Origin of the sequence: Burkholderia pyrrocinia, assembly GCF_001028665.1 — a bacterium.
In the GTDB taxonomy this organism is placed as follows: domain Bacteria; phylum Pseudomonadota; class Gammaproteobacteria; order Burkholderiales; family Burkholderiaceae; genus Burkholderia; species Burkholderia pyrrocinia.
Genome location: NZ_CP011503.1, coordinates 3483288 through 3507015, shown reverse-complemented (window position 1 = coordinate 3507015; position 23728 = coordinate 3483288). Strand labels below are relative to the sequence as shown.

Below are 23728 nucleotides of genomic sequence, written 5' to 3'. Positions count from 1 at the left end.
GGATATCGACATATATCGTCGGTGCAGGTCGCGGTCCAGAAGCTGCGCCGCGCGTGCCCGGCTTCTTGAGTGATAGGTATGATGAGCGGCAAGTGCAACCCATATCGGAGACGAGGAACATCGTGGAAGTCGGATTTTGCGGACCGGGATTGATGGGCGCGCCGATGATTCGTCATTTGCTGGCGGCCGGGCATCGGGTCAGCGTGTGGAATCGCTCGCGCGACAAGGCCGAGGCGCTCGTGAAGGACGGCGCGCAGGTGGTCGGCACGCCGCGCGAGCTGGCTGAATGCGTCGATACGGTATTCGTGTGCGTGCTCGACGGGCGCGCGGTCGGCGACGTCGTGTTCGGCGAGCACGGGCTGCTTTCCGGCGATGCGGCTTCGCGCCGCCTGCAGCGCATCGTCGATCATTCGAGCATTCCGCCTGCCGCGACGCGCGACTACGCGGCGCGTGCGGCCGCGCTCGGCGTCGGCTGGGTCGATGCGCCGGTGTCGGGCGGCGTGCCGGGCGCGCAGGCCGGCACGCTCGCGGTGATGGCCGGCGGCCGCGCGGCCGATCTCGACGCGGTGCGGCCGCTGATCGGCACATACGCGTCGCGCATCACGCACATGGGCGACGCGGGCGCGGGCCAGACGGCGAAGCTGTGCAACCAGGCGATCGTCACCGCGACGGTGACCGCGATCGCCGAGGCGGTCGGCCTGGCGCAGGCGAGCGGCATCGACGCCGCGCGCCTGGCCGAGGCGCTGGCCGGCGGCTGGGCCGATTCGGTGCTGCTGCAGACGTTCGTGCCGCGCATGACGTCGGGCGGCCATCCGCCGATCGGCGCACTCGGCACGTTCCAGAAGGATGTCGATGCGATCGCCGACGCGGCGCGCGACACGGGCGCGGTGATGCCCGTGTCGGCCACCGTGCAGCAGGTGTTGCGGCTCGGCGCCGCGCAGGGGCTCGCCGGCGCCGATTTCGCCGCGTTCATCGACATCGTGCGGCCCGGCAACGGGCGTCAGCAGCCCGCGTGACGTAAACGCGGGGCGCATGAATGGCAGATGGGCCGCCCGGAGGCGGCCCATCGAATGACTGGCGGTTCAGCCGAGGGAGCGTGGTGTCGTGTCGCCGGCGTTCTGTCGACCGAGCCCGCCGCGCAGGCTCGCTTTCGTGCCTGCACCAAACTCGGGCAGGATGCGCGCGCGCGCCCGGCTCGCGAATACCAGGAAGCCGAAGCCGTTCGCTTCGTACCAGTACCCGCCGTTTTCGAGGCCGTCCAGCGGCTGCTCGAGCGCGTTGGCGATCGATTCGATGCAGCGCTTGCGCAGCTCGGCGATGGCCGGATAGGGCGGCTGTGCGCCGCGCACGCTGCACAGGAGCACGTCGAGGCCGGGCAGCACATGCGCGTAGAGGACGGGTTCGTCCTGCGCACGGGCGCGGGCAATCTTGGTGTCGAGCTGGGCGAAAGGTTTCGAGTGGCGCAAAACCGCAAGGAATGACTCCTGGCCATCCTGTTGGGCACGCCGACGTTTTTTCGGGAAGGACATAAACACTCGCCTCAAAAACAATTGCAAGAAATGCGGCACTTTCATGCGACCCACTCCCGGCTATGTACGCCGCATGTCGATCCTTTATAGCACACGAAAATGCTGCATTCGTGCAGTACGACGATCAATGTCTCCCGTCGACCTGCTCGCCATGATCGACACAGCCAGCGTCTTGGCGCCCGTACTGTCGTTTAGTCTCCATCATAGACCTGCTTTCCCCGCACGTGCATTCGCGCGTCACAAAAAAGTGAGATAGGCCGCATGCGGCGGGCGGTGCACGGCGCGCGCAATAAAAAAGGCCCGCACGGGGCGGGCCTGGCAGGCGGGGCGCCCGGCGCTCAGCGCTGCTTGAGCGAATCGCGGATCTCGCGCAGCAGCACGGTGTCTTCCGGCGTCGCGGCCGGCGCGGCTTCGTCCGGCTTGCGCAGCTTGTTGATGAATTTCACCATCAGGAAAATGATGAACGCGAGGATCACGAAATTGATCGCCACCGTGATGAACGAGCCGTAGCCGAACGCGGCGACGCCGGCGGTCTGCAGGTCCTTGAACGAATCGGGATTACCCTTGAACGTCGGGGGGATGGTGCCGAGCAGAACGAACTTGTTCGAGAAATCCAGACCGCCGGTCAGCAAGCCGATGACCGGCATGATGAGATCTTTCACGATCGAGTCGACGATCTTCGAGAACGCGCCGCCGATGATCACGCCGACGGCGAGATCCATCACGTTGCCCTTGACGGCGAACTCCTTGAATTCCTTGATGATGCTCATGAGCGGCTTTCTCCTGGTTGAGGCGAAGGGAGGCGTGCCGCGACGCGCAGGGATGCATTGCGTCGAATGAGGGTCGGTGGCACGCCGATGGCCGCATGATAGCGAACGCTCCCCATTGCCGGTAGTCCATCTTGAAATGATTGACAAATCCGCGCGTCGGCGCGGCCGGTCATGCAGGGGGGAGCGTGGCGTGCGTTGCAGCGCGTCGCGTCGTGCATCGACGCGCCGCGCAAGGTCAGGTGTTGTCGTCCGTCCAGCCGTCGTCGTTGCTGCCGAGATCGACGTTGCCGCTGCCGCCGTCGCTCCAGTTCGACGCGTCGCCGCGACCGAGGTCGAAGCCCGGGTCGGTTTCCTGCCGGCGTCGCTCGCCGTCGACGATCACGTCGCGTTCGACCACGCGTTCGCGGCCGCCCGACATCGCCTCGCCGAGCAGCACGCCGGTCAGCAGCCCGCCCATCCCGCCGCCGAAACCGCCGCCGCCTTGCTGGATCACGACAGGCGGCTGCTGTTGCGGGTAGGGCTGTTGCGGATACGGCTGGCCCTGCGCGCCCGTCATGCGATCGGCTTCCTGCGCGTACACGGAGCCGCTGCCGTTCGCCGGCGGCGCGGGTTGCGCGGCCGGATCGGGGCGGCCTTCGACGCGTGCCTTTAGGCTGGCATGACGCTGTTCGAGTTCGTCGACGCGATACGGCGGCACCGGATTCTTGCCGTTCGACAACGCCTCGACGAGCGTGCGCGCGTCGGTCTCGATCGCTTCGAGTTCGCCCATGAGCGCCGCGGCGCCGGGCGCCGTCGACAGCTTCGCGTCGAGTTTCAGCGGACGGATGTCGTTCAGCACGTCGGTCGCCCGCTTGAGCTGCGTGCGGCGTTCGTCGTCGGCGCGGCTGTTGTCGGCCGTGCGTGCGCGCCGCAGCGTCCAGCGCAGCACCAGCGCGATCACCGCGACGATCAGCCCGAGGCCGATCCACATGCCGGTCGACGGGCCGTGTTTTTCGGCGGGCACGGCGGGCGCGAGCGACGACTGCAGCGTGCCGGCCTGCGTGGCCGACGGCGTGTTGCCGCTTATGCGCGCGGCGTCGGCGCGAATGCGCGACTCCGTCTGCGCGAAGCGCGACGCGTCGGTGAAGCGCAGTTGCGGATCGAGCGACTTCGCACGCTGCAGTTGCGTGAGCGCGTCGGACGCGCGGCCTTCGCGGTCCAGCACCTGCGCATACAGGTAGCGCGCGTGCGCGTTGTTCGGATGGGCATCGATGACTTGCGACAGCTGCGTGTCGGCTTGTTGCCAGTTGCGCTGCGCGATCGACTGCTCGACCTGCTGCAGCGACGGTACCGCAAACGCGGCGGACGACAGCAACATCAGCGAGAGGCCGAGTGCGGCGAGAGATTTCTTCATGGTCGAACCGGGCGCAGGCGCCCGTCTCCTGACGATCGGTTCGCGCCGCGCGCCCGGGCGGGCCGCGGCGCGGTTGCCCGCGGTTGCCGTTACTGCGCGGGCGTGTCGAGCTGCTTCTTCAGCGCGGCGAGGCGATCCTCGACCGACGGGCCCTTGTTCAGCGCGGCGAGCTTGTCGTCGAGCGCCTTGCCGCTCGACGCGTCGGCCGAGTTGAGGCGCGCGTCCGAGCGTGCGTTCTGCAGCGCGACCTTGTCCTCGAGCTTCTGGAAATCCTCGGACAGGTTCTTGCCGCCGATGCCGCCCAGGGCGCTGGCCGCGACATCCTTCGCCTGCGCGATTTCCTGCTTGGCTTGCAGGATGTTCGAGCGCGCGTTCAGGTCGTTGCGGCGCTGACGCATGTCGGCGATCTGCCCCTTCAGCTTGTCGACCGACGGTTCGAGCGTCGTCAGCTCGGCCGCGAGCGCGTCGCGCTCCGCTTCCGCGTTCGACTGCGCGGCCAGTGCCTCGCGTGCGAGCGCTTCGTCGCCGGACTGCAGCGCGCGCTTCGCGCCGTCTTCGTACTTCTTCACCTTGTCGTCGGCCGCATCGCGCTTGCTACGCTGGGTCGCGACCTGTGCCTCGATCTCGATCAGCGAATTCTCGGCACGGCCGATGCTGTCGTCGAGCTCCCGCACGATCTGCCGTGCGTCGCGCGACGGATCCTGTACCGAATCGGCAGCATCGTTCAGCAGGCCTTTGATCGTGCGCGAAACAGAGTCGAAAAGCGACATGAAATCCTCCGTGGTTGAAAGGCGCCGCGTGGCCGCGGCAGTGCCCGCCGCGAGCCGGTTGCGACCCGCGTGAGCCGGCGGATATTACACCACCGGTTCACTTAAATACGGCTTAAACGCTGGAGTTCAAGCGGCTTGCGTATCAGGATGCCAAACCTTTCGCGATTGAAAGAAAATCGGCCGCGCGCGCCATATTGCGTGTCCATGATAGGCCGAGGATGCCGACAATACGTTCCGCAAATCACGGCGTTGCGGGGATTTTTACAAAAAATCGCGAAGTCACCCGGTCGATTTCATTAAAATGCGCTGTCACGTCGCGGGAACGGATCGCCGCGCGGCGGGGTCTGTCGACGTGACAGTGCATCTCGATGCACCCGCTCTGATCCATCCGCTTGCATTTCCGCATGCGTCCGAGGGCGCCACGTACGCCCGCCATTCCGACATGCCAATTATCAAACGACCGCCTTCTCCTTCCGACAGGAACGAACCCCACTACACGCTGCGCCGTTCGCCGTCCGGAGCCTATTACCCCGATGACGACGATCGCGACCATCGCAACGACGACCGCCGCGCACAGCGCAGCGGCGGCGGCGGGGGCCGTCGCTCGTTCGGCTCGCGCGTCGCGCTGTGGTTCGTCGGCCTGTTCGTCACGCTGGCGATCGTCGGCGCGTTGATCGTCGGCTACGCGCTGGTCGTGATGGCGCCGCAACTGCCGTCGCTCGATGCGCTGACCAACTACCAGCCGAAGGTGCCGCTGCGCGTGTTCACGGCCGATCACGTGCTGATCGGCGAGTTCGGCGAGGAGCGCCGCAGCCTCGTGCGCTTCCAGGACATTCCCGACGTGATGAAGAAGGCCGTGCTCGCGATCGAGGACTACCGCTTCTACGAGCACGGCGGCGTCGACTTCGTCGGCATCCTGCGGGCGGGCGTCGCCGACCTGATGCACGGCGGTGCGCGCCAGGGCGCGAGCACGATCACGATGCAGGTCGCGCGCAACTTCTTCCTGTCGAGCGAGAAGACCTACACGCGCAAGATCTACGAGATGCTGCTCGCGTACAAGATCGAGAAGGCCCTGACGAAGGACCAGATCCTCGAGCTGTACATGAACCAGATCTATCTCGGCCAGCGCTCGTACGGCTTCGCGGCCGCTGCGCGCGTGTACTTCGGCAAGGACCTGAAGGACATCACGCTCGCGGAAGCGGCGATGCTCGCGGGGCTGCCGAAGGCGCCGTCCGCGTATAACCCGGTCGTCAATCCGAAGCGCGCGAAGGTGCGCCAGGAATACATCCTGAAGCGCATGCTCGAGGTCGGCTACATCACGCAGCCGCAGTACGACGCGGCCGTGAAGGAAGAGCTCCGCGTGCGCACGCCGGGCAACCAGTACGCGGTGCACGGCGAGTACGTCTCCGAGATGGTGCGGCAGATGATGTACCAGCAGTACAAGGACGAAACCTATACGCGCGGGCTGACCGTCACGACGACGATCAACTCGGCCGACCAGGAAGCGGCGTACCAAGCCGTGCGTCGCGGCATTCTCGACTACGAGCGCCGCCACGGCTATCGCGGGCCGGAAGCGTCGATCAACCTGCCCGCGGCCGGCGACGACCGCGACGAGGCGATCGACGACGCGCTCGCCGATCACCCGGACAACGGCGACCTGCAGTCGGCAGTCGTGCTGTCGGCCTCGCCGAACGCGGTCGAGGTGCAGTTCGTCGGCGGCGCGACGACGACGATCGGCCCGGCCGGGCTGCGCTTCGTGTCGGCCGCGCTTGGGGCTCGTGCGAACGACGCGCTGCGCATCAAGCCGGGCTCGATCGTGCGCGTGCTGAAGGACGGCAAGACGGGTTGGCAGGTCGTACAGTTGCCGCAGGTCGAAGGCGCGCTCGTCGCGATCGCGCCGCAGGACGGCGCGATACGCTCGCTCGTCGGCGGCTTCGACTTCAACAAGAGCAAGTTCAACCACGTGACGCAGGCATGGCGGCAGCCGGGCTCGTCGTTCAAGCCGTTCATCTATTCGGCGTCGCTCGACAAGGGCATGGGGCCGGCGACGATGATCAACGACGCGCCGCTGTACTTCCCGCCGAGCGTGCCGGGCGGTACCGCGTGGGAGCCGAAGGACGACGACCAGCCGGACGGCCCGATGACGATGCGCACCGGCCTGCAGCGTTCGAAGAACCTCGTGTCGATCCGGATCCTCGCATCGATCGGCACGCAGTATGCGCAGCAGTACGTGACGCAGCGCTTCGGCTTCGATCCCGCGAAGACGCCGCCGTACCTGCCGATGGCGCTCGGCGCGGGCCTCGTGACGCCGCTGCAGCTCGCGACCGGCTACGCGGTGTTCGCGAACGGCGGCTACAAGGTCGATCCGTACCTGATCGCCGAAGTCGACGACGCGCGCGGCCAGCCGCTGCAGAAGTCGCAGCCGGTGATCGCGGGCAGCACGGCGCCGCGCACGATCGAAGGCCGCAACGCGTACGTGATGAACAGCCTGCTGCATTCGGTCGCGACGGCCGGCACGGGCGCGGGTAGCAACGCACTGGGCCGCAGCGACCTGCAGGGCAAGACGGGTACGACGAACGACGCGAAGGACGGCTGGTTCGCCGGCTACCAGCAGTCGCTCGTCGCGGTCGCGTGGATGGGCTTCGACCAGCCGAAGAGCCTCGGCAGCCGTGAATTCGGCGCGCAGCTCGCATTGCCGATCTGGGTGAACTACATGCGCACCGCGCTGAACGGCGTGCCGGAGCAGCAGATGCCGATGCCGGACGGCCTGACCTCGATCGACGGCGAACTGTTCTATGCGGATCGCACGCCGGGCAACGGCTTCGTCGCGAATGTCGACATCAACCCGGCCGAGAATGCGATCAGCGCGAACGACGCACTCGGCTCGGCCGGCGCGGCAGGGCTCGCGCCGCCGCCTGTCACGGCGCAGGAGAAGCAGCAGATCATGGACATGTTCGAGAACAAGTAAGCGGTACGCTGCTGTTCCGGTATGCGACGGGCGCCTTCGGGCGCCCGTTTTTTTTGCGCGGTGCCGGCAGCGGGAAAAGCGGAATCAGAACGACGCGCAGGTCGGCGCAAGCGTCATGCCGACCGATTGCTGCCGGAATCGCTGCACGTACGCTTGCCGGACCGCGGCGAGCCGCGCATGCGTGTCGGGCGTATCGTCGGCAACGATACGGATCACGAAGCTGTCTTCGCGTGTGATCCCGCCGGTCGCGCGGTCGCGCCACTGGCCGTGCGTGTCCCAGTAGGTGAGGCCGTCGGGGAAACGCGGCGTGACCGTGTCGGCGAGGAATGCGGCGCGTTCCGCATCGGTAACGGGGCCGCGCCCCGCGATGTCGCGCCCGAACAGCAGGTCGGCCTGCAGCATGCGGCTTTCGCCGGGCTGCGTGCAGGCCGGCTGCGCGCTGACGACGGGCGAGGGCGGCGCCGCGCAACCGGCGAGCAGCGCTATTGCCACGGCGGCGATCAACGGCCGCGCGCGGTGCCGCCACATTGCAGCCCATGGCGGCCGCATCTGCCCAATTCGTGTCGATCGACCTTCGCGCGCGCAAAACGCTGCGCGCTCAACCACTTGCGTGCTTGTCCGGCGGGTTATCAACAGGGCTGTCAACATAATCTGGGGATAACCCTAGGTTTGTCCACGTGCGCCCGGCGCGCGGTCAGTGCTGCAGTTTCGCGTGCGCGAGATGCATGCCGAGCGTGCCGGGGTCGGTGTTCGTGCCCGACAGCAGCACGCCGACGCGCTTGCCCTGCAGCGTTTCGCGCAGCGGGCCGAGCAGCGCGGCGAGTGCGGCGGCGCATGCCGGTTCGACCGACAGCTTCAGGTGCGAGAACAGGAACAGCATCGCGGCGCGCAGCGCGTCGTCGGACACGGTGACGATGCGGTCGACGTGGCGCCGGCACAGCTGGTAGCTGTATTCCTCGGTATGCGGTGCCATCAGCGAATCGGCGATCGTCTGCATCGCGCTCATCTTGATCGTGTGATTCGCGGCGAAGCTGCGGCTCATCGCGTCGGCGCCTTCCGGCTCCACGCCGTACACGTGCACGCGCGGATTCGCGAGCCGCAGCGCGGTCGCCATGCCGGCCGCGAGCCCGCCGCCGCCGATCGGCACGATCACCGCGTCGAGGTCGGGCGTCTGCGTCGCCCATTCGTAGCCGAGCGTCGCGGTGCCGAGGATCGTGTGATAGCCGTTGAACGGATGGATGAAGAAGCGGCCTTCCTCGGCCTCGATCCGCCGCACGAGATCGAACGCCTGCGATGCGCTGCCCGCGAGCACGACTTCCGCGCGGTACTGTTTGCACTGCGCGATGCGCGTCGGGCTTGCGGTATGGAACATCACCACCTTCGCGCTGCTGCCGAGCCGCATCGCCGCATACGCGACGGCCGCCGCATGATTGCCGGCCGATACGCACGTGACGCCGGCATTCTTGCGTGCCTCGTCGAGTGCGAGCAGGTTCGTGAATGCGCCGCGCGCCTTGAAGCTGCCGCTCACCTGCAGCAGTTCGAACTTGAAGTTGACGTGCGTGCCCTCGAGGGACGGCAGGTCGGCGCGTTCGAACACGGGCGTGCGCGCGACCCAGGGCGACAACGCGAAATGCTGCGCGGCGATTTCGTCGAGCGTCGGAATCGGCTCGCCGTCGATCGTCGTATGGGCAGTGCCCTGTTGGTCAGTCGACATGACGTGGCGGGTGGCGGAGTGGGCCGGCCCGCACACGCGGGCCGGCGTGGCGGGAGGCAGTCAGTGCGCGTCGACCGACATGCTGCGGATGAACTTGCGCAGGAACTGCTCGCAGCCGGCGAGCTGCGCGAGCTCGACATATTCGTTCGGCTTGTGCGCCTGCTCGATGTTGCCGGGCCCGCACACGACGCTCGGGATGCCCGCGCGTTCGAACAGGCCGGCCTCGGTGCCGTACGCGACCTTGCGCTTGTCCTGGTCGGCCGTCAGCGCGCGCACGAGCTGCGTGATCGCGGCCTGTTCGGTCGCGTCGAGCCCGGGCGCCGCGGCGATCTTCGAGAACTCGATCGCGGCATTCGGATGCTCGCGAAGCATCTGCGGCAGCAGCGTTTCCTGCGCATACGCTTCGATGCGCGTGAAGATCTGCTCGGGATCGAGCGTCGGCAGGTTGCGGAACTCGAAGTCGAACCGGCATTCGGCCGGCACCGTGTTGATTGCGTTGCCGCCCTGGATCGTGCTCGTCTGCGCGGTCGTGAACGGCACGTCGTACAGCTCGTCGAACGGGCCTTCGGCGCGAAAGCGCTCGGCGATGTCGCGGATGTGGCAGATCAGGCGCGCCGCGTACTCGATCGCGTTGAGCCCCTTCGGCGTCAGCGACGAATGCGCCGCGTGGCCGCGCACGCAGCAGCGGTACGCGTTGATGCCCTTGTGCGCGATGATCGGCCGCATGCTGGTCGGCTCGCCGACGATGCAGCCGGACGGTTGCACGCCGCGCTTGACGAGATCGGCGATCATCAGCGGCGCGCCCGCGCAGCCGATTTCCTCGTCGTAGGACAGCGCGAAATGGATCGGCTTCGCGAGCTTCGACGCCTGCATCTCGGGCAATAGCGCGAGCGCTGTGCCGATGAAACCCTTCATGTCGCAGGTGCCGCGACCGTACAGGCGGCCGTCGCGGATTTCAGGTGCGAACGGGTTGCTGTCCCATTGCTGGCCGTCGACCGGCACGACGTCGGTATGCCCCGACAGCACGATGCCTCCGTTCGTCGAGCCGTCGTGCGCGGGCACCGTCGCGAACAGGTTTGCCCAGCCTTCGCGCGGATCGTGCGTGATCGTCGACGCGATGCCTTGCGCGGCGAGCGCGTCGCGCACCGTTTCGATCAGGCCGAGATTCGGCACGCGGCTCGTCGTGTCCATCGACACCAGTTGCTTGACCCAGGGCAGGCTGACCAGCGATGCGTCGCCTTGGGTTGCGGCGGACGGCGCCGTCGCGTCGAGAGTGGACATGGCAAAACTCCGTCTGATGAATGGGAAAATCATACTCAAAAACGCGTCGGCCCGCCTGCGCCGGGCGCGATGCGGTGCAGCATCGCCGCCCCGTCAGCGCGCCGCGGCGGCCGCTCCCTGCTTCGGCGCGAGCGCGCGCAACGTTTCCTTGATCGTCGACACGCGGATCGCGAGATCGGGCGAGCGCGTTTCGATGCGCAGCTTGTCCTGGCCCGCGAGCTTGATGTGCCGGTGTTTCTGCACCATGTCGATGATCCGCATCGGATCGATCGGCGGATTCGGCTCGAACTGCAGCCCGATCGCGGCCTCGCTCGCGTCGATCTTCACGATGCCGAGCGGCTTCGCGGCGATGCGCAGCCGGTGCGTCTCGACGAGTGCGTGCGCCTGCGGCGGCAGCTTGCCGAAGCGGTCGATCAGTTCCTCCTGGATGCCGTCGATCGCGTCGCCGTGCTCGCAGTTCGCGAGACGCTTGTACAGCGACAGCCGCTCCTGCACGTCCGCGCAGTAGTCGGCCGGCAGGATCGCGGGCGCATGCAGGTTGATTTCCGTCGTCGCGGCAAGCGGCGCGGTGAGGTCGGGCTCCTTGCCGTTCTTCAGCGCCTTCACCGCGTCGTTCAGCATGTCCGTATAAAGCTGGAAGCCGATCTCGTGGATCTCGCCCGACTGCTTGTCGCCGAGCACCTCGCCGGTGCCGCGGATCTCGAGGTCGTGCATCGCGAGATAGAAGCCCGAGCCGAGTTCCTCCATCTGCTGGATGGCCTCGAGCCGCCGCTGCGCCTGCTTGGTCAGCGCCTGCGGATCGTGGACCAGCAGGTACGCATAGGCCTGATGATGCGAGCGGCCGACGCGGCCGCGCAACTGGTGGAGCTGCGCGAGGCCGAACTTGTCCGACCGGTGCATGATGATCGTGTTCGCGCTCGGCACGTCGATGCCGGTTTCGATGATGGTCGTGCACAGCAGCACGTTCGCGCGCTGCGCGACGAAATCGCGCATCACGCGCTCGAGCTCGCGCTCGTGCATCTGGCCGTGCGCGATCACGATGCGCGCCTCGGGCACGAGTTCCTCGAGCATCGCCTTGCGGTTCTCGATCGTCTCGACCTCGTTGTGCAGGAAATACACCTGGCCGCCGCGCTTCAGCTCGCGCAGCATCGCCTCGCGGATCACGCTTTCCTCCTCGCGGCGCACGAAGGTCTTGATCGCGAGCCGCTTTTGCGGCGCGGTTGCGATCACCGAGAAATCGCGCAGCCCTTCGAGCGCCATCCCGAGCGTGCGCGGGATCGGCGTCGCGGTGAGCGTCAGCACGTCGACTTCCGCGCGCAGCGCCTTCAGCGCTTCCTTCTGGCGCACGCCGAAGCGGTGCTCCTCGTCGATGATCACGAGGCCGAGGCGCTTGAACTGCACGTCCGACGACAGCAGCTTGTGCGTGCCGATCACGATGTCGACGCTGCCTTCGTTGATCTGCGCGATCGCCGTGTTCACTTCCTTCGTGGTCTTGAAGCGCGACAGCTCGACGATCCGCACCGGCCAGTCCGCGAAGCGGTCGACGAAGGTCTGCGTGTGCTGCTCGGCGAGCAGCGTGGTCGGCGACAGCAGCGCGACCTGCTTGCCGCCCATCACCGCGATGAACGCGGCGCGCAGCGCGACCTCGGTCTTGCCGAACCCGACGTCGCCGCACACGAGGCGGTCCATCGGCTTGCCGCTCGTCATGTCGCCGATCACGGCCGCGATTGCCGCGGCCTGGTCGGGCGTCTCCTCGAAGCCGAAGCTTTCCGCGAATTTCACGTAGTCGCGCGGGTCGAGCGCGAACGCATGGCCTTCGCGGGCCGCGCGGCGCGCGTACAGGTTCAGCAGCTCGGCGGCCGTATCGCGGATCTGTTGCGCGGCCTTGCGCTTCGCGCGCTCCCACTGGCCGGAGCCGAGCGCGTGCAGCGGCGCGCTGTCGGGATCGGCGCCGCTGTAGCGCGAGATCACGTGCAATTGCGCGACGGGTACGTAGAGCTTGCTGTCGCCCGAGTATTCGAGATGCAGGAATTCGGTCTCGCCTTCGCCGAGATCCATCGACACGAGGCCCATGTAGCGGCCGATGCCGTGCTGCGCGTGGACGACCGGGTCGCCGACCTTCAGCTCCGACAGGTCGCGCACCATTGCGTCGACGTTGCTGGCCTGTTCCTGCCGGCGGCGGCCCGCGCGGCGGCCGAGCGCGCCGTACAGCTCGGTTTCGGTGACGATCGCATAACCTTCGCCCGGCACCGCGAAGCCGCTCGACAGCGGCGCGACGCCGAGTGCGAAGCGTTCGTCGCTCGCGAGCCAGCCCGCGAAGTGGTCGTTCGACGCGGCGCGCAGGTGATGCTCGGCGAGCAGTTGCAGGATCGTCTCGCGGCGGCCGGCCGATTCGACGGTCAGCAGCACGCGCTTGCCCGACGATTCGACGAACGTGCGCAGCGACGCGAGCGGATCGTCGGAATGCCGGTCGACGGTGAGCTCGGGCAGCGCGGTCGCCCAGCCGCCGGCCGGTTGCGCGGGCAGCACGACGCGTGCGAACGGCTTCGCGAATGCGAAGAAATCCTCGTCGGACAGGAACAGGCGCTGCGGCTCGAGGATCGGCCGCTCGCGATCGTGCGACAGGAACGCGTGGCGCTGCTTCGTATCGGCCGTGAAGCGGCGGATCGAGGCTTCGAGATCGCCGGTGAACACGAGGTGCGCGTCCTGCGGCAGGTAGTGGAACAGCGTGGCCGTTTCGTCGAAGAACAGCGGCAGGTAATACTCGATGCCGGCCGACGGCACGCCGTTGCCGATGTCCTTGTAGATCGGCGCGCGGCTCGGATCGCCTTCGAAAGTCTCGCGCCAGCGGCTGCGGAAGGCCGTGCGCGCGGCTTCGTCGAACGGAAACTCGCGGCCGGGCAGCAGCCGCACGTCGCGCACCGGGTACAGGCTGCGCTGCGTGTCGGGGTCGAATGCGCGGATCGAGTCGACCTGGTCGTCGAACAGGTCGATCCGGTACGGCAGCGGCGAACCCATCGGGTACAGGTCGATCAGCGAACCGCGCACGCAGTATTCGCCGGGGCGCACGACCTGGCTCACATGCTCGTAGCCGGCCAGCGTGAGCTGTGCCTTCAGCTTCGCCTCGTCGAGCCGTTCGCCCTGCGCGAACGCGAACGTGTACGCGGCCATGAACGACGCGGGCGGCATCCGGTACAGCGCGGTGGTCGCGGGCACGAGCAGGATGTCGCAGCGGCCTTCGCCGAGGTCGTGCAGCGTCGCGAGCCGCTCGGACACGAGGTCCTGGTGCGGCGAGAACGTGTCGTACGGCAGCGTTTCCCAGTCCGGCAGCAGGCGCACGCGCGCGTCGGGCGAGAAGTAGCGGATTTCCTGCGAGAGCCGCTGCGCGTCGACCGCGTTCGCGCAGATCACCGCGAGGAGCGGCACGTCCTGGCGGTTGTCGGCGAGATAACGGGCGATGGCGAGCGCGTCGGCGGAACCGTGCGCGCCGTCGAAGGCGAAACGCTGGCCGGGTTTGACGCGGGCAACGGGCGAGGCGGACGGGTTGGAATCGTTATCTGGCATAGGGACGGCAGGGGTGGCGTGCACGGGCGCATCGCGGTGCGCCGGTCGAGACGAAAGACCTATTATAAAATCCGCTTCTCGATTTCATCTTTCCGGCGTTTCCTTTCGTGACTCCCCGACTTTTCGCCCTGATTCCCTGCGCCGGCACGGGCAGCCGTTCCGGTTCGGCCGTGCCGAAGCAATATCGCACGCTGGCCGGCCGCGCGCTCCTGCATTACACGCTCGCCGCGTTCGACGCGTGCAGCGAATTCGCGCAGACGCTTGTCGTCCTCGCGCCCGACGATTCCCATTTCGACGCGCGCCGCTTCGCGGGCCTGCGCTTCGCGGTGCGCCGCTGCGGCGGCGGTTCGCGCCAGGCGTCGGTGCTGAACGGGCTGCTCGAGCTGACCGAATTCGGCGCGACCGACCACGACTGGGTGCTGGTGCACGATGCCGCGCGCCCGGGCATCACGCCGGAGCTGATCCGCACGCTCGTCGCGACGCTGAAGGACGACCCGGTCGGCGGCATCGTCGCGCTGCCGGTGGCCGATACGCTCAAGCGCGTGCCGGCCGGCGGCGACGCGATCGCGCGTACCGAATCGCGCGACGCGCTGTGGCAGGCGCAGACGCCGCAGATGTTCCGCATCGGCATGCTGCGCGAGGCAATCCTGCGCGCGCAGCGCGAAGGGCACGACCTGACCGACGAAGCGAGCGCGATCGAATGGGCCGGCCATACGCCGCGCGTCGTGCAGGGCAGCCTGCGCAACTTCAAGGTCACGTACCCGGAAGATTTCGCGCTCGCGGAAGCGATCCTCGCACGCCCCGCGAACGCTTCCTGACTTTCACCCCATCTCAATCGGAACACGCATGGATTTCAGAATCGGACAAGGCTACGACGTGCACCAGCTCGTCCCGGGGCGCCCCCTCATCATCGGCGGCGTGACGATTCCGTACGAGCGCGGCCTGCTCGGCCACTCGGACGCGGACGTGCTGCTGCACGCGATCACCGACGCGCTGTTCGGCGCGGCGGCGCTCGGCGACATCGGCCGCCATTTCTCCGACACCGACGCGGCGTTCAAGGGCGCGGACAGCCGCGTGCTGCTGCGCGAGTGTGCCGCCCGCGTGCAGGCGGCCGGCTTCACGATCCAGAACGTCGACAGCACCGTGATCGCGCAGGCGCCGAAGCTCGCACCGCATATCGACGGGATGCGCGCGAACATCGCGGCCGATCTCGGGCTGCCGCTCGATCGCGTGAACGTGAAGGCAAAGACCAACGAGAAGCTCGGTTATCTCGGCCGCGGCGAGGGCATCGAGGCGCAGGCCGCCGCGCTGCTGGTCAGGCAGGGCGGCTGACGCCCGGCGGTGGCGGCGCGCGGTTCGTTCCGCGCGCCGTGCTGCGGAAATGAAAAATGCCACGCGTCAGCGTGGCATTTCCGTTTGGAGCGATGGCCGCTCCGGCATGGCTGCCGGTCGCGCGGCGAAACCGCTCATGCAGCCATTTACTCGCCTTCGGCGGCGATCACCTGCGCGGCGGCGTTGATCACCGACGCGATGCGGCCGACGTCGCGCAGTTGCGTGACGGTCATCCCTTGCTCGTTCTTCAGCAGCGCATAGTGCGACTTCACGCAGAAGTGGCACTTGCCGACGATCGACGCGGCGAGCGCGTACATCTCGAACTTGCGCTTGTCGACGCCGCCGTGCGTCGCATACGCGCCCATCCGCAGCTCGGCACGCTGCGTCTTCAGGTCGGCGTCGTCGGCCATCTCGACATACGGATACCAGGTGTTGTTCATCCCCATCAGCGCGGCCGCAGTCAGCACGGCGTTCGTCTCTTCGGGCGACAGCACGCCGGCTTCGCGGATCGTCTTCACGAGCACCGTGCTCTTCGCCGCGATCGCCGCCGCCAGTGCGACGCCGACCGCGTCGGTGCCTTCGAGCGACGAGCGAGAGATCGTGCCGTCGAGGTTCAGGCGAATGTCCTTCGCGTAGTCGGGGATGCGTGCCTTAATCGAGTCGATGAATTCCATTGATATCTCCTATGGGTTGGCCGTTAAAAAAGCCCGCAGGCAGCAAGTGCGCTGCGGGCTTCGTGCATCGATGCGCTTACAGCGTTGCGCCGCCGACTGCACGGTTGCACGGGCACAGTTCGTCCGTTTGCAGGCCGTCCAGAATACGCAGGACTTCTGCCGGGCTGCGGCCGACGTTCAGGTTGTTCACCGAAACGTGCTGGATCGTGTTGTCCGGATCGACGATGAACGTTGCACGCAGGGCCACGCCGGCTTCCTTGTCGCGCACGCCGAGCTGGTCGATCAGCTCGCCCTTGACGTCGCCGAACGCGTAGTGGTTCAGCTTGTCCAGGTCCTTGTGCTCACGGCGCCATGCGAGCTTGACGAATTCGTTGTCCGAGCTGCCGCCGAGCAGGATGGCGTCGCGCTCTTCGAACTGCTTCGTGAGCTTCGCGAACTCGACGATTTCCGTCGGGCACACGAACGTGAAATCCTTCGGATAGAAGTAGATGATCTTCCACTTGCCCGGGAACGACGCTTCGGTGACGGTCTCGAACGCCGACTGGCCGTTTTCCTCGTGATGATTGAAGCCCGGCTTCGCGGCTACGACGGTGAAAGCTTCGAGTTTATCGCCCACGGTTTTCATGCGGATACTCCTGTATGAGTTGGGAAGAAGACTGAGTCAAGCTACCTCGGTGCTGCAACGATGGTGTGACAGCATGGGGGAGACTGTAGCACTATTAGTAAAGCGCTTCAATAGATTTTGACTAACGATCCCCATAGTTTTTGTCAACCGGATCGATAGTGTGAAGCGGAGGAGGCGTGCGCGAGCGCGTCACGCAGTCGCACGCGCCTTGCCGGCGCCGGGGAATTCGAGGGTGACTTCGAGGCCCGCGTCGGGGTTGCGGTTGCGCAGGCGCAGCGCGCCGCGATAGCGGCCGACGAGCCGCAGCACGATCGCCATCCCGAGGCCCGTGCCGTCCGCCTTGGTGCGCGCGGTGTCGACGCGATAGAACGGCCGCATCACGAGCGGCAACTGATCTTCGGGGATGCCGGGGCCTTCGTCGCTCACCGACAGCTCGACGCGCGTGTGCGACACGCGCGTCTCGAGCGTGATGCGCGAGATGCCGTCCTGTTTGCTCTGGCCGTACTTGCGCGCGTTCTCGACGAGGTTGCCGATCACGCGGCGCATGTCGGTCTCGTCGGCTTCGATGACCGCGCTCGGCGCAAGCCGTGTGCGGATCTCGACGCCGTCCTCGCCCGACGCGCGCGCGGCGACTTCCTGCGCGATCGACGACAGGTCGACAGGCTCGGGCTTGCGCTGCGACGGGCGCGCGTAGTCGATGAAGGCCGCGATGATGCGGTCCATCTGCTCGATGTCGTCGACCATCGCGTCCTTGGTCGCCTGGTCGGACGGGCTCATCTCGGTTTCGAGGCGCAGCCGCGCGAGCGGCGTGCGCAGGTCGTGCGAGATGCCCGCGAGCATCAGCGCGCGGTCGGCCTCGAGCTGTTCGAGGTCGCGCACCATCTGGTTGAAGCTGCGGTTGGTGTCGGCCGCGACGCCCATCCCGCGCTCGGGCAGCAGCTCGGGCGCCTGGCCCGAGCCGACCTGGCGCGCGGCGAGCGCGAGCCGCGAGAACGGCCGGTTCACGAGGCTCGTGATGAACGCGGAGCCGAACAGCGACAGCGCGAGCGCGAACAGCCCCCAGCCGGCCCACTGCAGGCCGGTGACGTTGTCGAGCTGGTCGCGGTCGAGCGCGACCCAGTAATCGTCGTCGTCGATCTTGAAGCTGATCCACACGCCGGGAATGTCGTTGACCGACTGCGCGATCACGGTATCGTCGCCGAGGCGGCTGCGGATGTCGTGCTCGATCAGGCGGTTCAGCGATTCGTCGGGCTGCAGCTTGAACTTGTCGGTTTTCTCGCGCGGGTAAACGCGCACGCCCTCGTTGCTCTCGAGATCCTGCAGCAGCGCGCGCCGCAGATCGGGATCGGAATAGAGCAGGGCGGTGCGCGTGAGCTTCACGACCGCGACGAGCTGCAGCGCGACGCGCTGCGCACGCGGCTCGCGCTCGATCACGCGAAAGCTCTGGAACCACGCGGCGAGACTGACCGAGATCAGCAGCGCGATCAGCAGGAAGGTGCGCCAGAACAGCCCGCCGAACGCGAGCTGCAGGAGGCGCCGGTCAATACGCATGGGACGGGCCGTGGGCGGGCGAAACCGGAAAAGAAAAAATCAGGCGGCGCCGTCCGGGATGAACACGTAGCCGAGGCCCCAGACGGTCTGGATGAAGCGCGGGCTGCCCGGATCCGGTTCGATCAGCTTGCGCAGGCGCGAAATCTGCACGTCGAGGCTGCGGTCGAACACTTCGTATTCACGGCCGCGCGCGAGCTCCATCAGCTTCTCGCGCGACAGCGGCTGGCGCGGATGGCGCGCGAACACCTTCAGCACCGAGAATTCGCCGGTCGTCAGCGGAATTTCCTGGCCGGACTTCGTCAGCGTGCGGGTTGCGAGGTTCAGCGAGAACTCGCCGAACTCGAACACCTCGGTGGTTTCCGACGGTGCGCCCGGCAGTTCGGCCGGCGCCTGGCGGCGCAGCACCGCATGAATGCGCGCGACGAGTTCGCGCGGGTTGAACGGCTTCGGCAGGTAATCGTCGGCGCCCATCTCGAGGCCGACGATGCGATCGACGTCCTCGCCCTTTGCGGTGAGCATGATGATCGGCGTGCGGTCGTTGCTGCCGCGCAGGCGGCGGCAGATCGACAGGCCGTCTTCGCCCGGCAGCATCAGGTCGAGCACGAGCAGGTCGAAACGCTCGCGGACCCAGAGCTTGTTCATCGCCGTCGCGTTCTCCGCGACATATACGTTGAAACCCTGCTCGCCGAGATAGCGGCGCAGCAGATCGCGCAGGCGCGGGTCGTCGTCGACGACGAGAATCTTGGAGGGGTTTTTCGTTTCCATGATCGGCATCTTATCGCGAATGGGAATTGGCGCACGGCCGCGTATTTTCGTGCGTTACAGTCGGTTACAAAATTTACCCGTAGTGTCGCGCCGAGTAAAGGCAGGCTATAGAGATTCCTTTACTCGAAGCCGAAATTCGGTAGATACTCCCCTGCACTCCATCTTTCATCTTTGCACACCCGAATTCCGCAGGGTTTTTCAAGTACCAGAGGTAGCCGGTTGCCGCGTGACGAAGGGAACAAATCGACCAAAGAAGCGAGGACGGTCATGCGATCTGCCCGGATTGCACTGATGCTGACGATCGCGCTTGCCGGTCCGTATGCGTCGAACTTCTCGTATGCGCAGCGCCCCGAGCAGGGCGCACCGTCGCGCAAGCTGCCGCGCGGCAAGGCGCCGCAGCCCGACCGAGCCGCCGATGTGACGGTCCGTTCCGCCGTGCCTCCCGATCTCGAACAGCGCCGCCGCGACGGGCACATGACGCCCGAGGAGCGCCACATTTTGCGCCAGCACATCGAAGACGCCGTTCGCGAGTTGTACAAGCGCTGAAGCGTGCCGTCGTCGTCCTGCGCGGAACACCCCGCGCGGAAAAAATTCGTAGCACTTTTTCCGTCAACTTTCGCCTGCCGATTGCCGTTGTACCGGCATCCGCACCGCCGGTGCGCTCCGGGAGTCCATGACGATGAAAGCGAACGCTGCCGCACCGGCGCCGTCGCCCGCAATGCAGTCGGCGCTCGACGCCGACGATGCGCTGTTTTTCCTGAGCCGCACCGGTTTCTCTCCCGCACCCGCCGACGTCGCGCGCATCGTCGGCATGACGCGCGCGCAGGTCGTGGCCGACACGCTCGGCAACGTTCGCCGCGAACCCGTCACGGCGTGGCCCGACTGGATCGCCGAGCTGCCGCCGACGCGCGCGCAGCGCCAGGCGCTGACACCCGACATGCGGCGCGACGAGCAGCGCGAGCGCGATCGCCGCTACGATGCGTTGCGCGCGGCGTGGGTCAACGAGATGGTCGTGACGCCGTCGCCGCTGACCGAACGCATGACGCTGTTCTGGCACGGGCACTTCACGTCGGGGCAGGACAAGGTGCCTTATCCGCAAACGATGGCCGCGCAGAACGCGCTGTTTCGCCGCGAGGCGCTCGGCAACTTCGGCACGCTGCTGCATGCGGTCGCGAAGGACCCGGCGATGCTGCAGTATCTCGACGGCGCGAGCAATCGCAAGGGGCGCCCGAACGAGAACTTCGCGCGCGAGGTGATGGAGCTGTTCACGCTCGGTGAAGGGCATTACACGCAGTACGACGTGGCGGAAGCCGCGCGCGCGATGACGGGCTGGACCATCGATCCCGATACGCTGCGCTTCCAGGTGCGGCCGGATCTGCACGATGCGGGCGACAAGACGATTCTCGGCGAGACGGGGCCGTTCGACGGCGACGGCTTTCTCGACATCCTGCTGAAGCGGCCCGGCACCGCGCGCTTCATCGTCGGCAAGCTGTGGCGCGAGTTCGTGTCCGATACGCCCGACGCGGGCGCGCTCGATCTCGTGGCCGAGCGGTTTCGCGCGAGCGGCTACGACATTCGCGCGGCGCTCGCCGCGCTGTGGTCGACCGACGCGTTCTGGGATCCGCGCAACCGCGGCGTGCTCATCAAGTCGCCGGCCGAGTTCGTCGTCGGGTCGGTGCGGCTGTTCGACGTCGCGTACGGCGATCCGCAGATGCTCGCGAACACCGTGCGCACGCTCGGGCAGAACCTGTTCTATCCGCCGAACGTGAAGGGCTGGCCGGGCGGCGCGCTGTGGATCAACAGCACCACGCTGCTCGCGCGCAAGCAGTTCGTCGAGCAACTGTTCCGCGCGACGGAGACGGCCGGCATGCGGCCGCCGGCGCAACCGATGGCGCCGCCGCCGAATGCGCGTGCGCACGCGATGCCGGTGGTCGACGCGGCGTCCGCCGCCGGCATGCGCGGCGCGCCGGCCAAGCCCGCACGCGGCGGCCTGCGTTTCGATCTCGAGCGCTGGCTTGCGCAATATCGTGCACGGCCGCAGGCGATCGCGGGATTGTCGACCGAGCTTCAGCTCCAGCACGCGGTGCTGCCGGTGTCGCCGGTCGCGGCGATCGACACGGATTCGACCGGCAGCGCGTATCTCGAGGCGCTGCTGATGGATCCGGCCTATCAACTGAAATGATGCAAACGACGAAGAATCGGAGCGCCGGTGCGGCAAAGGTGCCGGGCGGCGAACCAAAGGATGCGCGATGAACCGACGTGATTTTCTGACGCTGACGGGTGCCGCGGCTGCTGCGGGCGTGTCGATGTGGCAGTCGCCCGCGCTGGCGGCATCGGTGGCGCCGGCCGGCCGGCAACCGGCGGCCGGGTACGCGAACGTGTTGATCCTCGTCGAGCTGAAGGGCGGCAACGACGGCCTCAACACGGTGGTGCCGTATGCGGACCCGCTGTACTACCAGTTCCGGCGCAGCATCGGCATCAAGCGCGAGCAGGTGCTGCAGCTCGACGCGCACACCGGGCTGCATCCGTCGCTCGCGCCGCTGATGCCGCTGTGGCGCGACGGGCAGGTCGCGGTCGTGCAGGGGGTCGGCTATCCGCAGCCGAACCTGTCGCATTTCCGTTCGATCGAGATCTGGGATACCGCGTCGCGTTCGGACCAGTACCTGCACGAAGGCTGGCTCACGCGCACGTTTGCGCAGGCACCGGTGCCGCCCGGTTTCGCGGCGGACGGCGTCGTGCTCGGCAGCGCCGAGATGGGGCCGCTCGCGAACGGCGCGCGCGCGATCGCGCTCGTCAATCCCGCACAGTTCATCCGTGCGGCCCGGCTCGCCGAGCCGTCGTCGCTGCGCGAGCAGAACCCGGCGCTCGCGCACATCATCGACGTCGAGAACGACATCGTGAAGGCGGCCGACCGGCTGCGCCCGCGCGGCGGGATGCGTGAATTCAGGACGGCGTTTCCGGCCGGCGCGTTCGGCACGTCGGTGAAGACCGCGATGCAGGTGCTGGCCGCATGCGAAGCGTCCGGGCCCGGTGCGCAGGATGGCGTCGCGGTGCTGCGCCTGACGCTCAACGGCTTCGACACGCACCAGAACCAGCCGGGGCAGCAGGCCGCGCTGCTCAAGCAGTTTGCGGAAGGGATGAGCGCGATGCGCGGCGCGCTGATCGAACTCGGGCGCTGGAACCAGACGCTCGTGATGACGTATGCGGAATTCGGGCGGCGCGTGCGCGAGAACCAGAGCAACGGCACCGATCACGGGACGGCCGCGCCGCATTTCGTGATGGGCGGCCGTGTGGCCGGCGGGCTGTATGGGGCGCCGCCCGCGCTCGGGCGGCTCGACGGCAACGGCAACCTGCCGGTCGCGGTCGATTTCCGCCAGCTTTACGCGACCGTGCTGGGGCCGTGGTGGGGGCTCGACGCGACGCGCGTGCTGCAGCAGCGCTTCGACACGCTGCCGCTGTTGAAGGCGTGATGCGTCGGGTTCAGCGCCGGCGTGCGGCGCGCCACGCGATCCACAGCTTGCGGATCGGCGTCAGCGCGATGCGCTGGTGCAGCACCTGGTAGCCGTCGCGCCCGATTTCGTCGAGCAGCGCGCCGGCCAATGCGATCTGCGCGCGCAGCGTGCGCTGCGTGCGGCGTTCGGATGCGGGGATCGCTGCGTCGGCGGCCGCGAGCGCTTCGCGCGCACGCGCCGTCTGGAATTGCAGCAATTCGGTGAAGGCCGGGCTGTAGCGGCGGTTCAGCAGATCGGCCGCGGTCACGTTGTAGCGCTGCAGTTCGTCGATCGGCAGGTAGATGCGGCCGTGGCGCGCGTCGTTGCCGAGTTCCTGCACGAATTGCGCGAGCATCAGCGCGCGGCCGGCGTCCGCGGCCCACGGCTGCGGGTCGGCCGGGTTCGCGGCGCTGGCGCGCGCGACCAGCGAAGCGAACGTGCTGCCGACCTGCGCGATGTAGCGCTGCAGGTTCGCGAAGTCGAGGTAGCGCGCCTGTTCGAGGTCCATCCCGTAGCCATTGACGAGCGTGCGCAACGTGTCGGCTTCGGCGGCGATCGCCGGATGATGCTGTGCGAGCGCCTTCGTGACGGGGTGCGACGGCTGCCCGTCGGCCAGTGCCGCGAGTTCCTTGTGCCACCACGCGAGCTTCGTGTGTCCGATGGTCGGGTCGCTGGTTTCCTTGACGGTTTCCTCGAGTTCGCGGCGCAGCGCGAACAGCGCCGTCAGGCGCGGCTGCGTGGCGAGCGGCGCCTGACGCAACGCGTAATAGACGCTGGAGCCCGCGGGGGCGGCCTTTTGCTGACAGTAGTCGTCGAAGTTCACGGGCGGAATCGGGTGGGGGCGGGTTCGGGGGACGCGCGGCGGCGCGGTGCCGAAACGTCGAGCGCGGCATTCTAGCACCGCTGCACGACGGGCGCCGGCAGGGCGAGACAAGGCCGCACGGATCGGGTAGAATCTCGCGCTCGCCTGATCGGGCGTGCCGGTTTTCGGGCCGGCATGACGTTCCGGGCGCGTGGAGAACGCATCTTGCGTGCCGCGCGGTCAGGCGACAGAAAATGCGCGTGAGTGGCGAAATTGGTAGACGCACCAGGTTTAGGTCCTGACGCCCGCAAGGGTGTGCCGGTTCGAGTCCGGCCTCACGCACCAGAAGTCGGACAAGCACCCGTCAGGGTGACGTTCCCGAAAAGCGCTGCCGGTCGGCTGACCGCAGCGCTTTTTTGTTTATGGCCATCGTTCCCGGCATGCGGGCCCGTACGAGCGCACGGGAAATTCGGGCGCGTGTAATATCGTGACCACGATT

20 protein-coding genes and 1 tRNA gene are annotated in these 23728 nt (G+C 67.4%); 8 read left to right on the top strand and 13 right to left on the bottom strand.

Annotated features, from left to right (window positions below; all coding sequences use genetic code 11):
* Positions 1–122 precede the first annotated feature (122 nt).
* Positions 123–1016, top strand: a complete 894-nt coding sequence (locus ABD05_RS15975; RefSeq protein WP_047900956.1) for an NAD(P)-dependent oxidoreductase — start codon at positions 123–125, stop codon at positions 1014–1016.
* 66 nt (positions 1017–1082) lie between these two features.
* Here the strand turns inward: ABD05_RS15975 and ABD05_RS15970 are convergent, their stop codons facing one another.
* From ABD05_RS15970 to ABD05_RS15955, 4 genes are all read right to left on the bottom strand, one after another.
* Complete coding sequence (locus ABD05_RS15970) at positions 1083–1529, bottom strand: hypothetical protein (protein ID WP_027784713.1); 447 nt, start codon at positions 1527–1529, stop codon at positions 1083–1085.
* A gap of 338 nt (positions 1530–1867) precedes the next feature.
* Positions 1868–2299 carry a large conductance mechanosensitive channel protein MscL gene (gene mscL, locus ABD05_RS15965; protein ID WP_047900955.1) on the bottom strand — a complete coding sequence of 144 codons (432 nt, stop codon included), beginning with the start codon at positions 2297–2299 and terminating at the stop codon, positions 1868–1870.
* A gap of 235 nt (positions 2300–2534) precedes the next feature.
* A complete protein-coding gene (locus ABD05_RS15960; RefSeq protein ID WP_047900954.1) occupies positions 2535–3692 on the bottom strand; it encodes a tetratricopeptide repeat protein in 1158 nt (385 codons plus the stop codon).
* 89 nt (positions 3693–3781) lie between these two features.
* On the bottom strand, positions 3782–4462 hold the full coding sequence (locus ABD05_RS15955; RefSeq protein WP_047900953.1) for a PspA/IM30 family protein: 681 nt from the start codon (positions 4460–4462) through the stop codon (positions 3782–3784).
* Positions 4463–4904: 442 nt separating this feature from the next.
* On the opposite strand from ABD05_RS15955, the gene ABD05_RS15950 reads away from it, so the two are divergent.
* On the top strand, positions 4905–7430 hold the full coding sequence (locus tag ABD05_RS15950; protein WP_047901255.1) for a penicillin-binding protein 1A: 2526 nt from the start codon (positions 4905–4907) through the stop codon (positions 7428–7430).
* A gap of 84 nt (positions 7431–7514) precedes the next feature.
* Here the strand turns inward: ABD05_RS15950 and ABD05_RS15945 are convergent, their stop codons facing one another.
* The 4 genes from ABD05_RS15945 to mfd all read right to left on the bottom strand — a co-directional run bounded on the left by ABD05_RS15945 (position 7515) and on the right by mfd (position 13989).
* Positions 7515–7958, bottom strand: coding sequence for a DUF3574 domain-containing protein (locus ABD05_RS15945; protein WP_047900952.1), 444 nt, complete (start codon positions 7956–7958; stop codon positions 7515–7517).
* Between the two features lie 166 nt (positions 7959–8124).
* Positions 8125–9144 carry a threonine/serine dehydratase family protein gene (locus ABD05_RS15940; protein ID WP_047900951.1) on the bottom strand — a complete coding sequence of 340 codons (1020 nt, stop codon included), beginning with the start codon at positions 9142–9144 and terminating at the stop codon, positions 8125–8127.
* A 60-nt stretch (positions 9145–9204) separates the two neighbouring features.
* Positions 9205–10425 (bottom strand): acetylornithine deacetylase, encoded by a 1221-nt coding sequence (gene argE / locus ABD05_RS15935; RefSeq protein WP_047900950.1) that lies wholly within the window; start codon positions 10423–10425, stop codon positions 9205–9207.
* A gap of 93 nt (positions 10426–10518) precedes the next feature.
* On the bottom strand, positions 10519–13989 hold the full coding sequence (gene mfd, locus ABD05_RS15930; protein WP_047900949.1) for a transcription-repair coupling factor: 3471 nt from the start codon (positions 13987–13989) through the stop codon (positions 10519–10521).
* Between the two features lie 107 nt (positions 13990–14096).
* Between mfd and ispD the strand changes: the two genes are divergently transcribed.
* Positions 14097–14807 carry a 2-C-methyl-D-erythritol 4-phosphate cytidylyltransferase gene (gene ispD, locus ABD05_RS15925; protein ID WP_047900948.1) on the top strand — a complete coding sequence of 237 codons (711 nt, stop codon included), beginning with the start codon at positions 14097–14099 and terminating at the stop codon, positions 14805–14807.
* A 28-nt stretch (positions 14808–14835) separates the two neighbouring features.
* Complete coding sequence (gene ispF, locus ABD05_RS15920) at positions 14836–15321, top strand: 2-C-methyl-D-erythritol 2,4-cyclodiphosphate synthase (RefSeq protein WP_047900947.1); 486 nt, start codon at positions 14836–14838, stop codon at positions 15319–15321.
* A gap of 146 nt (positions 15322–15467) precedes the next feature.
* Here the strand turns inward: ispF and ABD05_RS15915 are convergent, their stop codons facing one another.
* From ABD05_RS15915 to ompR, 4 genes are all read right to left on the bottom strand, one after another.
* Positions 15468–15995, bottom strand: a complete 528-nt coding sequence (locus ABD05_RS15915) for a carboxymuconolactone decarboxylase family protein (protein WP_006478562.1) — start codon at positions 15993–15995, stop codon at positions 15468–15470.
* A gap of 76 nt (positions 15996–16071) precedes the next feature.
* Positions 16072–16620: a peroxiredoxin gene (locus tag ABD05_RS15910; protein WP_047900946.1), complete on the bottom strand. Its 549-nt coding sequence runs from the start codon at positions 16618–16620 to the stop codon at positions 16072–16074.
* A gap of 189 nt (positions 16621–16809) precedes the next feature.
* Entirely contained in the window at positions 16810–18171 is a 1362-nt protein-coding gene (locus ABD05_RS15905) for an ATP-binding protein (protein WP_047900945.1), read from the bottom strand.
* Between the two features lie 39 nt (positions 18172–18210).
* The gene (ompR, locus tag ABD05_RS15900) at positions 18211–18945 is read right to left on the bottom strand and encodes an osmolarity response regulator transcription factor OmpR (protein WP_006478565.1); all 735 of its coding nucleotides are present in this window, start codon (positions 18943–18945) and stop codon (positions 18211–18213) included.
* Between the two features lie 258 nt (positions 18946–19203).
* On the opposite strand from ompR, the gene ABD05_RS15895 reads away from it, so the two are divergent.
* The 3 genes from ABD05_RS15895 to ABD05_RS15885 all read left to right on the top strand — a co-directional run bounded on the left by ABD05_RS15895 (position 19204) and on the right by ABD05_RS15885 (position 22406).
* Positions 19204–19482 (top strand): hypothetical protein, encoded by a 279-nt coding sequence (locus tag ABD05_RS15895; protein WP_047900944.1) that lies wholly within the window; start codon positions 19204–19206, stop codon positions 19480–19482.
* A 133-nt stretch (positions 19483–19615) separates the two neighbouring features.
* Positions 19616–21118, top strand: a complete 1503-nt coding sequence (locus tag ABD05_RS15890) for a DUF1800 domain-containing protein (RefSeq protein WP_047901254.1) — start codon at positions 19616–19618, stop codon at positions 21116–21118.
* A gap of 67 nt (positions 21119–21185) precedes the next feature.
* On the top strand, positions 21186–22406 hold the full coding sequence (locus ABD05_RS15885) for a DUF1501 domain-containing protein (protein ID WP_047900943.1): 1221 nt from the start codon (positions 21186–21188) through the stop codon (positions 22404–22406).
* 10 nt (positions 22407–22416) lie between these two features.
* Here the strand turns inward: ABD05_RS15885 and hpnD are convergent, their stop codons facing one another.
* Positions 22417–23250, bottom strand: coding sequence for a presqualene diphosphate synthase HpnD (gene hpnD / locus ABD05_RS15880; protein WP_047900942.1), 834 nt, complete (start codon positions 23248–23250; stop codon positions 22417–22419).
* Positions 23251–23487: 237 nt separating this feature from the next.
* Here hpnD and ABD05_RS15875 point away from each other — a divergent pair.
* Positions 23488–23574 (top strand) — tRNA-Leu (locus ABD05_RS15875).
* The last annotated feature ends 154 nt before the right edge of the window (positions 23575–23728 follow it).

Excerpts from the sequence above, each read along its gene's own strand:
- ABD05_RS15970 (WP_027784713.1), bottom strand. The coding sequence starts at position 1,529 with ATGTCCTTCCCGAAAAAACGTCGGCGTGCCCAACAGGATGGCCAGGAG.
- mscL (WP_047900955.1), bottom strand. The coding sequence starts at position 2,299 with ATGAGCATCATCAAGGAATTCAAGGAGTTCGCCGTCAAGGGCAACGTG.
- ABD05_RS15960 (WP_047900954.1), bottom strand. The coding sequence starts at position 3,692 with ATGAAGAAATCTCTCGCCGCACTCGGCCTCTCGCTGATGTTGCTGTCG.
- ABD05_RS15955 (WP_047900953.1), bottom strand. The coding sequence starts at position 4,462 with ATGTCGCTTTTCGACTCTGTTTCGCGCACGATCAAAGGCCTGCTGAAC.
- ABD05_RS15950 (WP_047901255.1), top strand. The coding sequence starts at position 4,905 with ATGCCAATTATCAAACGACCGCCTTCTCCTTCCGACAGGAACGAACCC.
- ABD05_RS15945 (WP_047900952.1), bottom strand. The coding sequence starts at position 7,958 with ATGTGGCGGCACCGCGCGCGGCCGTTGATCGCCGCCGTGGCAATAGCG.
- ABD05_RS15940 (WP_047900951.1), bottom strand. The coding sequence starts at position 9,144 with ATGTCGACTGACCAACAGGGCACTGCCCATACGACGATCGACGGCGAG.
- argE (WP_047900950.1), bottom strand. The coding sequence starts at position 10,425 with ATGTCCACTCTCGACGCGACGGCGCCGTCCGCCGCAACCCAAGGCGAC.
- mfd (WP_047900949.1), bottom strand. The coding sequence starts at position 13,989 with ATGCCAGATAACGATTCCAACCCGTCCGCCTCGCCCGTTGCCCGCGTC.
- ispF (WP_047900947.1), top strand. The coding sequence starts at position 14,836 with ATGGATTTCAGAATCGGACAAGGCTACGACGTGCACCAGCTCGTCCCG.
- ABD05_RS15915 (WP_006478562.1), bottom strand. The coding sequence starts at position 15,995 with ATGGAATTCATCGACTCGATTAAGGCACGCATCCCCGACTACGCGAAG.
- ABD05_RS15910 (WP_047900946.1), bottom strand. The coding sequence starts at position 16,620 with ATGAAAACCGTGGGCGATAAACTCGAAGCTTTCACCGTCGTAGCCGCG.
- ABD05_RS15905 (WP_047900945.1), bottom strand. The coding sequence starts at position 18,171 with ATGCGTATTGACCGGCGCCTCCTGCAGCTCGCGTTCGGCGGGCTGTTC.
- ompR (WP_006478565.1), bottom strand. The coding sequence starts at position 18,945 with ATGCCGATCATGGAAACGAAAAACCCCTCCAAGATTCTCGTCGTCGAC.
- ABD05_RS15895 (WP_047900944.1), top strand. The coding sequence starts at position 19,204 with ATGCGATCTGCCCGGATTGCACTGATGCTGACGATCGCGCTTGCCGGT.
- ABD05_RS15890 (WP_047901254.1), top strand. The coding sequence starts at position 19,616 with ATGAAAGCGAACGCTGCCGCACCGGCGCCGTCGCCCGCAATGCAGTCG.
- ABD05_RS15885 (WP_047900943.1), top strand. The coding sequence starts at position 21,186 with ATGAACCGACGTGATTTTCTGACGCTGACGGGTGCCGCGGCTGCTGCG.